The sequence below is a fragment of the Mycobacterium sp. genome (assembly GCF_049585075.1).
Taxonomy (GTDB): domain Bacteria; phylum Actinomycetota; class Actinomycetes; order Mycobacteriales; family Mycobacteriaceae; genus Mycobacterium.
The window spans coordinates 1-5,868 of record NZ_JBAUZA010000227.1; the positions used below are offsets into that span (position 1 = coordinate 1).

At 64.5% G+C, this 5,868-nt stretch carries 6 protein-coding genes and 1 pseudogene; 3 read left to right on the top strand and 4 right to left on the bottom strand.

All coding sequences use genetic code 11. From position 1 onward, the window contains the following. The 4 genes and pseudogenes from WB785_RS10935 to WB785_RS10950 form a co-directional block, all read right to left on the bottom strand. Positions 1-263, bottom strand: a 263-nt coding sequence (locus tag WB785_RS10935; RefSeq protein WP_424079094.1) for a WXG100 family type VII secretion target, incomplete at its 3' end; no start/stop codon positions are given. Between the two features lie 71 nt (positions 264-334). Then, a complete protein-coding gene (locus WB785_RS10940; RefSeq protein WP_424079095.1) occupies positions 335-1,570 on the bottom strand; it encodes a PPE family protein in 1,236 nt (411 codons plus the stop codon). Positions 1,571-1,585: 15 nt separating this feature from the next. After that, positions 1,586-1,894: a PE family protein gene (locus WB785_RS10945; protein ID WP_424079096.1), complete on the bottom strand. Its 309-nt coding sequence runs from the start codon at positions 1,892-1,894 to the stop codon at positions 1,586-1,588. Positions 1,895-2,143: 249 nt separating this feature from the next. Continuing rightward, positions 2,144-2,762, bottom strand: a pseudogene (locus WB785_RS10950) (dihydrodipicolinate synthase family protein); the annotation flags it as partial. A gap of 98 nt (positions 2,763-2,860) precedes the next feature. Between WB785_RS10950 and WB785_RS10955 the strand changes: the two are divergent. The 3 genes from WB785_RS10955 to WB785_RS10965 all read left to right on the top strand — a co-directional run. After that, positions 2,861-4,411 (top strand): purple acid phosphatase family protein, encoded by a 1,551-nt coding sequence (locus WB785_RS10955; protein ID WP_424079098.1) that lies wholly within the window; start codon positions 2,861-2,863, stop codon positions 4,409-4,411. 22 nt (positions 4,412-4,433) lie between these two features. Beyond that, complete coding sequence (locus WB785_RS10960) at positions 4,434-5,261, top strand: mycofactocin-coupled SDR family oxidoreductase (protein ID WP_424079099.1); 828 nt, start codon at positions 4,434-4,436, stop codon at positions 5,259-5,261. Between the two features lie 96 nt (positions 5,262-5,357). Next, the coding region (locus tag WB785_RS10965) for a PGRS repeat-containing protein (RefSeq protein WP_424079100.1) at positions 5,358-5,868 on the top strand (511 nt) is incomplete at its 3' end.

The window sequence follows — 5,868 nt, forward strand, 5'->3', positions numbered from 1 at the left end:
TGGGCTTCGTAATTGCCCGCATCGCGGATCAGTCCATCGCGCACACCGTGGAGCATGTTGACGATGTTGCGGAAGGCCTGGTTCATCTGGCCCATGGTGTCGTAAGACGTCAGCTGAGCGGTACCACTCCAGCCGGCACCAGCGATGTTTTGGCTCGACGCCCACATCTTGCGGGCCTCGTCCTCAACGGTTTGGGCGTGCACATCAAAACGGCCCGCCATCGCCCGCATCTCGTGCGGGTCAGTCATAAAACGCGTCGGCATGTCCTTATCTCCTTATCTTCGATGTCATTTCAGCGTTAATGCGTTGTACAGCAACGGCATCCCCCCGCCTCTCACCCGCCGGCCGGCGTGCGGGTTTCAACTCTCACGGGAGCTGTCTTGGCAGCCTGTGTGCCCACACCGCGCCCGCTGAGCGAACCCATAAGCGCTTGGGTGAATGGACTGTTGGGCAGACCGGCGGATGGGTTCACCATCGGGCTGACACTCGTATCGGGCAAGACCGGGGCTGCGCGAACCGCCATCTCCGGCGCCCCCCTTGCCCAAGCGTTCGGGATCGACAACCCACCCAACCGACTCGCTGAGGCCATCTGGGCACTGATCGACGACGCAAACCCCCGCATCTCGGAGCCGATGCCAGCCATCAAGAGCTTCATCTTGCCGTCGAGGACGGTGGAGACCTGCGCCAGCATCGCCTGTTGGCCCGCCTGTAACGCTTGGCTGGCGCTCATCGAGTTGGCCATGCTCATCAGCATGCGGGCGGGCATGCTGGCCATCATCGTCATGTAGTAGGCGGCCTGCACCGGAAGAAGCGACCCCACGGCCGAGTTCACACCCGTCGTCGTTGCCGCGGCTGCCAGCCCGTTCTGCGCTGCCGCCGGTACACCGAGATCGCCAAGCACGGCGGTCCAGTTGCTCGACACTGTTTGCCCGGCGGGGGCGTTTCCCAGGTAGGCGTTGAACAGCGCCTGCAGATCGGTGCTCAACGTGGAGGCCGTATTCGCCGTCGACTGGGCGGCCGCAGCCGCGTTGGCGGACGTCCCCCCGTCGCTGGTCGTAGGCGCCGGTGTCTGTTCCGGCAACACGGTCGCCTGCTGCGATGCCAGCGCGTAGGTGTCCATCGTCACGCCGTCCTGGAACCACATCTCCATGTAGTGCGCTTCGGTGGCCGCGATCGCCGGGGTGTTTATGCCCAGGAAGTTGGTGGCGATCAGCGCTGCCAGTAGCGCCCGGTTGGCCGCGATCACCGACGGTGGCACCGTCGCCCCGAACGCGCCCTCATAGGCGGCGGCAGCCAAGCTGGCCTGGGCGCTGGTCTGGGCGGCTTGCATCGAGCTGCCCTGCAACCATGCGATGTAGGGCGCCGTCGCCGAAGCCATCCGCGCCGACGACGGGCCCAACCACGGCCCGCCGGTCAATTGCTGGATCACCGTTAGATACGAGTTGGCCGTGGTCTCCAGGTCCGCGGCCAACTCATTCCAGGCCGACGCCGCCGCCATCAACGGCCCCGACCCCGCCCCGGAATACATCAAGGCCGAGTTGACCTCGGGCGGGAACATCATGAAGCTCATTCGGCCACGCCCCCGTTACCCCGCAGCTGCGGCAGCTGCCGCATTCGCAATCTCCGTCAATGCATAGGCCCCCGCGCCGGAGCGCAGTGCGGCCACCAACTGCTCATGTACCTCCGCCGCCTGGGCGGCGATCTGCTGATACGCCGCGCCCTGCTGGCCGAACTGGGCCGCCGTCATCGCCGACACAATGTCGGACGCCGCCGGGGCCAACCCGGTCGTCGGTGCCGCGGCAGCTGAATTGCGGGCCACCATCGCATCACCGAGGCCGGCCAAATTGCTCGCAGCACCGGACAACACTTCCGGCTGCGTAGTTACGAATGACACCCTGCGCCCTCCTTGAGATGACGTCAAACCCCCGGTCGGCTCGACGCATCAGTTAATGCAATTAACTTAGTGCGGGGAGCTTTCGCCCGGGGGCCTAACGGGTGCGGTAATCGTAAATCACGAACGCGCGCGTTGTGCTGAAAATACCCAAAGACATTCAGCGCGCATCAACATTTTTCTCGACGTTCAGACAGAACGGTCTCGAGCGAGATCGCAGTGCGCTGAATCGCATCGTGTCGCAACATATTATTAGACGCGTGTCAGTAGCTTCTTTAGCGCAGCTCGCCGCTCGTCGTCAAGTGGCCGCAGTGGTCGGCGGGGATCCCCAACGCCTGCGCCAATTAACTCCAAGCCGGCCTTAACCGTGGTGGACAGCCCGCCTGCCACGATGACACCAGCGGGGCTTGAGGTCCGTGTAAATAGTTTGCGCTCTTGGTAATTCGCCCGCGCGCACCGCATCGTACAGGTCGATGCAGGGCTGTGGCCGCAGGCGCGGCGCGGTCGTGCACCGACCGGCGGCACCTGCCCGCAGCGCGTCCAGCACCAGCGGACTGCTGCCGTTGCAGGTGGGCAGCCGGGCGCCACTGAGCTGGTCGATGCGCAGATTCCGGGAAAGGTCACCGGTGGACTCTTTGACCATCATGACGTTGTCGATGGCCTCGAACATCCGCACAAGGAGTTCCGGGCTCATATCGACACCAAAAGTCGCGAGATTGTTGTACATCAAGATCGGAATCCCGATCGCGTCACCAATACTGAGAAAATGCTTAAAAATTTCCCTTTCGGACAGTTTCCAGTAAGACGCCGGCACGACCCTCACCGCATCGGCGCCGGCGTGTTGTGCATACTTCGCACGCCGCGCGGTACTGCGGACCGCTACAACAGCCCCGAGTGTGGGCTTGCCTCACGCGGTAGGCCGCAAAAGCGTGCCTCAACCCCCCACTCGGCGGCAGGTATGAATGAGGGGTGGTCGAGGGAATCAGTCGCAGGACGCTCCTGACGACGGGCGCGGCGGTGATCGCCGGTGCGGGCGTCGGCGGGGGCACTGTTGCGCTGCTCGGCCCGCCGCATCGGGGGCCCAGTCTGTGGGCCCGGCCCGATCAAAGCGGGGCCCAACCGGTTGGCGGTCTGCATCTGCAATTCGGTAAGGACGCTGCTACCGAAGTCGTCGTCTCATGGCACACCACCGATCCCGTTCACAACCCGCGAGTGATGGTCGGCACGCCGACGTCCGGATTCGGCCGCGTGGTGCAGGCCGAGACCCGCACCTATCGGGACGCGAAGTCCAAGACTGAAGTTCGGGTCAACCACGCCCGACTCGACAACCTGGCTCCCGACACCGACTATGTCTACGCCGCGGTGCACGACGGCACCAATCCCGAGCTGGGAACGGTGCGAACCGCACCGTCCGGACGTAAACCGTTTCGCTTCACCAGTTTCGGGGACCAGGCAACCCCGACCCTTGGCCGACTGAAGGAGACCAGTTACCGCAGCGACAATCTCGGCTCCCCGGCGTCCGGCGATACCACCACCGCAATCGAACGACTCGGTCCGCTGTTCAACCTGGTCAACGGCGACCTGTGCTACGCCAACCTCGCGCATGACCGCATCCGCAGCTGGTCGGACTGGTTCGACAACAACACCCGCTCGGCTCGCTACCGTCCGTGGATGCCGGCGGCAGGCAATCATGAGAACGAATTAGGCAACGGCCCGGTCGGTTACGCCGCCTACCAGACCTACTTCGCCGTGCCGGACTCGGAATCCGACGCCGAACTGCGCGGCCTGTGGTATTCGTTCACCGCCGGGTCGGTCCGAGTGATCAGCCTCAACAATGACGACATCTGCTTCCAGGACGGTGGAAACTTCTACATACACGGCTACTCGGGTGGTGCTCAAAAGCGTTGGCTAGAAACCGAGCTTGCCGCCGCGCGAGCCGATTCTCGAGTCGACTGGGTGGTCGTGTGCATGCACCAGACCGCGATCTCCACCGCCGATCGCACCAACGGCGCCGACCTTGGCATCCGGCAGGAATGGCTTCCGCTCTTCGACCGCCACCAGGTCGACCTGGTGGTGTGCGGTCACGAGCACCACTACGAACGCTCGCATCCGGTCCGGGGAGCGCAAGACACCGAAACCAAAACCCCGATTCCGGTCCAAACCCGCGGCGACGTGATCGACACCAGCAAGGGGACGGTGCACCTGGTCATCGGCGGCGGCGGCACGTCGGCGCCGTCGAACACCATGTTCTTTTCCGAACCCAAATGCCGGGTGCTCACCGGCGTCGGCCAATTCGACCCGGCGATCAAACGCAAGGCACCCATCTACGTGGTCGAGGAAGCGCCGTGGTCGGCGTTTCGCGACCGCGAAAACCCCTACGGTTTCGTGGCTTTCGACGTCGATCCCGGCTCGCCGGGTGGCAACACATCGATCAAAGCAACGCACTACGCCGTCAACGGCCCGTACGGGGCGATCAGCGTCGTCGAACAATTCACCCTCACTCGGCCCCGCCGCGGCTGAGCGTTTCCTACGCTTCACTGCTATGACGACTACCGATCTCCCCCTGGCCGGCAAGGTTGCCTACGTGACGGGCGCCGCCCGCGGTCAGGGCCGCTCGCACTGCATCAGGCTGGCCAGGGCCGGCGCCGACATCGTCGCGATCGACGCCTGCGGACCGGTCACCGCGCACAACGGCTATCCGCCGTCGCAGCCGGAGGACCTCGCCGAAACGGTGAACCTGGTGGAGGGCGAGGGCCGCAAGATCATCGGCTCGGAAGTCGACGTGCGCGACGCGGCCGGGCAGCAGCGGGTGGTCGGCGATGCGATCGAGCAGTTCGGCCGGCTGGACATCGTGGTCGCCAACGCCGGAGTGCTGAACTGGGGTCGGCTATGGGAGATTTCGGCGCAGCAGTGGCAGGACACCCTCGACATCAACCTGACCGGGCTGTGGAACACGATCAAGGCGGTGGTGCCACCGATGATCGAGGCCGGCAACGGCGGATCGATCATCACGATCAGTTCGGCGGCGGGGATCAAGGCCGTTCCCGGCTGCGGGCACTACTGCGCGAGCAAGTTCGGCGTGGTCGGGCTGACCAACTCGCTGGCCGTGGAGCTTGGCGAGTTCGGCATCCGGGTCAACTCCGTGCACCCGTATGGCACCGATACCCCGATGGGCAATGACGTCTCGATGTACCAGGTGTTCGCCGACCACCCGAACTACATCCACAGCTTCTCCCCCGGCGCGCTCCCGACCGAGTCGCTCGCCGCTCCCGACCTGATCTCCGACATCGTGGTGTGGCTGGCCAGCGATGCCTCGTCGCTGGTAACGGCGGCTCAAATCCCCGCCGACAAAGGGTATTTGAAGATCTAACCTGCCTTACTCAGGAAAATCGAGATTGTTTATCAGTAATTTGTTAGGTTGAAGCGCGCCCGACTCGTACTCAACGTGTGTCTTAGGAAGGGTCAGATGGCGCGTCACCGCAGCATCGAGGTAGTTGTCGCGACCGCGGGGGCATTCTTCGCCTTCGGCATGTCACCGTTGGTCACCGCGCCGGCCGCTCACGCCGACGAGTTCGAGCTGATCCTCGAGCCAATCCTCAATTCGCTATCCAGCATCGACCCCGGCCTGGCCACCGAGGTGAGCACGCTGGCGACGAGCTTCGATCCGACGTTCGCCGCGGAAAGCGCGGCGGCCGCGGCCACTGCGGCTGCGACTCCCGACTCCGCCGAGCTGTTCAACCAGTTCGTCTACGCCCCCACTCACGCCGCCATTGAGAGTTGGATCAACAGCAGCGTCGGTGAGCAGGTCGACGGCTTCATCAACTCGGCGGCCGGGACATTTCTGATCGGCGACGGCGCACCCGGGACGATGGCTGACCCCGACGGTGGCGCTGCCGGTTTGTTATTCGGCGACGGCGGGACCGGCTGGGACAGCACCGAGGCCGGCGTTGCAGGCGGTCATGGCGGCGATGCAGGGA

Coding starts and splice junctions, on each gene's coding strand:
- WB785_RS10960 (WP_424079099.1), top strand. CDS start 4,434: ATGACGACTACCGATCTCCCCCTGGCCGGCAAGGTTGCCTACGTGACG.
- WB785_RS10940 (WP_424079095.1), bottom strand. CDS start 1,570: ATGAGCTTCATGATGTTCCCGCCCGAGGTCAACTCGGCCTTGATGTAT.